The sequence below is a fragment of the Mesorhizobium sp. M7A.F.Ca.CA.001.04.2.1 genome, assembly GCF_003998485.1.
GTDB classification, from domain to species: domain Bacteria; phylum Pseudomonadota; class Alphaproteobacteria; order Rhizobiales; family Rhizobiaceae; genus Mesorhizobium; species Mesorhizobium ciceri.
This window is the reverse complement of sequence record NZ_RZQT01000248.1, coordinates 1-3,365: the sequence shown is the minus strand read 5'-3', so window position 1 is coordinate 3,365 and position 3,365 is coordinate 1. Positions and strand designations below refer to the sequence as shown.

Genomic DNA, 3,365 nt, shown 5'->3' with positions numbered 1-3,365 from the left:
CATGAGGCCCAACGCCTCCTGTCAAAATCCCCTGACACAAACAGTCCAAGACACTTCAATCACATAACAAAAAAACCCCGCCGAAAATCGACGGGGTTTGTCAGCAGTCTGAAGGGCGGCCCAACGGCCGCCCTTTTCTTTTGTGCCGGGCTTTGCTGTTATCGCGAGCAGAGAAATGGCGCGCATAAATTATGAGCACTATTACGATTCGACCGGCGACAGCGGCCGACCTCGACAGCATCACGGGCATCTACGCCGACGCGGTCGCCAAAGGCACGGCGAGCTATGAGTTGGAGCCGCCGAGCCGCGCGGAGATGGGTGTTCGATTCGACAGCCTGATGGCCGGCGGCTTTCCCTACCTGGTGGCGGAGAAGGACGGCGCGGTTCTCGGCTACGCCTATGCCGGTGCCTTCCGGCCACGCCCGGCCTATCGCTTCATTGTCGAGGATTCGGTCTATGTCGCGCCCGAGGCCAAGGGCCAGGGCGTCGGGCTCAAGCTGATGCAAAGCCTGATCGAGGCGGTGACGACGGCGGGCTTTCGCCAGATCATCGCGGTGATCGGCGATGGCCGTCCCGACAGCGCCTCGGTGCGGCTGCACGAAAAGCTCGGCTTTCGCCATTCGGGCCGCCTGGAAGGCTCCGGCTACAAGCACGGGCGCTGGCTGGACACGGTGTTCATGCAGCTGTCGCTGAATGGCGGGGCATCGGCGCCGCCCGATCCGAGTTCGCTGCCAGAGCGGAAGTTTCGCCTTAGAGGGGACTGAAGAAGGAACTGAAGAATTGCGCAATTGAAGAACTGAAGAATAAAAAGAAGCGGCGGCAACAGATGACGCCGAGGCCTTTTCTTCAACTCATCAATTCTCCATTTCTTCAATTCCCCTGCTCTAATTCCCTGCTCAGGCTTCGACCAGCTTCAACTTGCTGTCGAACACACCGAGCACGCGGCCGAGTTCCTGGCCGCGTTTCAAGATGCGGCCGCCGGCGGCGATGACGGCAAAGGCGCCCTGCTTGCGGGCCAGTTTCGGATCCTTGACGATCTGGAACAGCGGCACTTCGCTGGTGCGGCGGAAGACGGAAAAGACAGCGCGGTCGGCGAGATGATCGATGGCGTAGTCGCGCCATTCATTGGCGGCGACCATGCGTCCGTAGAGCCTGAGGATCTGGTCCAGCTCGCGTCGGTCGAACCGCACCGGCTGATCGAGACGTTCGCGTCGCGCCTCGTGCAGCGGGATTATTGCGGATGCGTCCCCATCCCCCGTCCCGCCACTGTCATCGGTCATGCCTCGATCCTTCAAAATGAATCTTTGCCAACCAAAGTTGGCGTGTTCGCGACTGAATTGCAAGGCCCGGCGAACCGAGCCCCGCGCCGCGCCGTTTCCGTCACGTCCAGTCACTTTTATGAAACGCCGTGTTGGAATTGGTGATGTTCCGCCACATTTCTGCCTTTTTTTATCCGCGCTCATGCCCCAATGTCCGACGAATTTACCGGCGTTGCCTGAGACGGTTCGGTCCGGCACCGGCTCGTAAACCCCAAGCCCCCCGCCCACGGGTCTGCGTCGGATCGAACCAACCTCGGCTCTTCCTCGGAAGAACCGGGAGCGACGATCCCAAAACCTAAATGACCGGCGTCAGAAGCAAGCTGACGTCGGTTTTTTATTGGCTGGTGATAGGTGAACCTTCGCGCTACCGCGGCAGGGGTTTGAGCGCTCTATCTCAAGGCTTGTGGATGAATGCGGCGCCGAGAATGGGACCGGGCATGCCGTCCTTGCCGACCGACTGCAGCAGCACGGCGCAGCCGCCCTTTTTGGCAATCTCGCTCATCGGCAGTTCGTAGCGCTGTGCCTTGCCATGCCACATGCCGGCGGTCTGGATGCCGGTGACGGCGTTCCAGTAGGTCATCTTGCGGCCGGTATTTTCGCCCTCGCCGACTTTGACCGTCTGCGGCGGGTCGAAATAGACGATGACGACATGGGCGTCGCTGGGGCCGTTGCCGGCATCGCCGGCGTCGATCATCACGCGATCGCTGGTGCGGCTGACCTTGACGGCGACGCGCATGCCTTCACCGCTTTTGGCCATGCGGGCGAGCGCACCATCGACCTCGCCGCGGTTGGCGCCGTTGACATGGACGCGGCCATTGATGACGGCCTGCGGCGTATAGACGGAGCGGCTGCCGAAGGCGCGCATATAGTCGTATTGCCGCTCGGTGTTCTCCTTGCGGCCGAGCGTGTCCTGCCAGCCGAGATAGTCCCAGTAGTCGACGTGATAGGCGAGCGCGACGATGTCTTCCTTGGCGGCAAGTTCGGAGAACAGAGTATCGGCCGGCGGGCAGGAACTGCAGCCCTGGCTGGTGAACAGCTCGACCACGCCCAATGGCTTTTCGATCTGGACCCGGTCGGTCTGGGCGCGATCGGATTCGCCGGCATGCCCGGCGCCGGCAGACGCCGAGAAGGCCAGCGCAAGAGCTGCCAGCCACAATGATTTTCGCGAGGCCATGGCCATTCCGATTCCCGCCGGTGATGCCGGCTTTATCTTGATTGCTGAAATATGTGGCAGAACCGGAAGTCAACGGGAAGTCACGTTGCGGTGAAATTTTGCCGTTGCAGCCGACCGCAACGCCGCAATAGGAAGGATCTGCGCTTCAGGATAGAAACCGATTCGGGCGGCAATCGCGATGTGGCAAACGTTTTTGGCGCCGGTCGACCTCTATTGCGAGCGGACCGGCCCGGAATTCTGGTCCGAACCGGTCAACGCCCTGACCAACTTCGCCTTCATCGCCGCCGGCCTGTGGGGCGTGCGCGAGGTGCGAAGGCTGGGCACCGGCGCCTTCGCCGAGGTTCTGGCCTGGTGGGTGGTGGCGATCGGCATCGGCTCGACGATCTTTCACACTTTTGCCACCAAGGGCACGGTCTGGGCCGACGTGCTGCCGATCGCCGGCTTCACGCTGGCCTACACGCTCTTCAATCTGCGTCGCTTCCTCGGCATGCGATGGGGCAAAGCCATCGCCATCTTCATCGCCTTCTATGTGATTGCCGGGGCGATAACCGTTGCCGTGCCGGACTGGCTGCGCCAGGCGTCGAACGGCACGACGGGCTATCTGCCGCCGTTCCTGGCGCTCGCCTTCTTCGGCGCGCTGGTGGCCGCCAGCGGCAATCGCGCCGGCTGGTACAATCTGGCCGGATCGGCGATCTTCGTGGTGTCCGTCGTCTGCCGGATGATCGACCCGCTGGTCTGCGGCGGCTTCCCGCTCGGCACGCACTTCCTCTGGCACATCCTCAACGGGCTGATGCTGGGTGTGTTGTTGGCCGCCGCGGCGCGGTTTGGGGCGCCGAAAGTAAGGGAATAGGGGAATAGGGGAATAGGGGAAT

The 3,365-nt window shown here is 62.1% G+C and carries 4 protein-coding genes; 2 read left to right on the top strand and 2 right to left on the bottom strand.

Features of this window, described 5'->3' with window-relative positions:
* The first annotated feature begins 191 nt into the window (after positions 1-191).
* Complete coding sequence (locus EN955_RS34035) at positions 192-764, top strand: GNAT family N-acetyltransferase (protein ID WP_024504961.1); 573 nt, start codon at positions 192-194, stop codon at positions 762-764.
* A gap of 132 nt (positions 765-896) precedes the next feature.
* Here EN955_RS34035 and EN955_RS34030 read toward each other — a convergent pair whose 3' ends face one another.
* Together EN955_RS34030 and EN955_RS34025 are read right to left on the bottom strand one after the other, a co-directional pair.
* Positions 897-1,280 (bottom strand): DUF2794 domain-containing protein, encoded by a 384-nt coding sequence (locus EN955_RS34030; protein ID WP_013528825.1) that lies wholly within the window; start codon positions 1,278-1,280, stop codon positions 897-899.
* 433 nt (positions 1,281-1,713) lie between these two features.
* Positions 1,714-2,499, bottom strand: coding sequence for a thioredoxin family protein (locus EN955_RS34025; protein WP_013528826.1), 786 nt, complete (start codon positions 2,497-2,499; stop codon positions 1,714-1,716).
* A 172-nt stretch (positions 2,500-2,671) separates the two neighbouring features.
* Here EN955_RS34025 and EN955_RS34020 point away from each other — a divergent pair, with 172 nt between their 5' ends.
* The gene (locus EN955_RS34020; RefSeq protein WP_024504962.1) at positions 2,672-3,343 is read left to right on the top strand and encodes a ceramidase domain-containing protein; all 672 of its coding nucleotides are present in this window, start codon (positions 2,672-2,674) and stop codon (positions 3,341-3,343) included.
* Positions 3,344-3,365 lie beyond the last annotated feature (22 nt).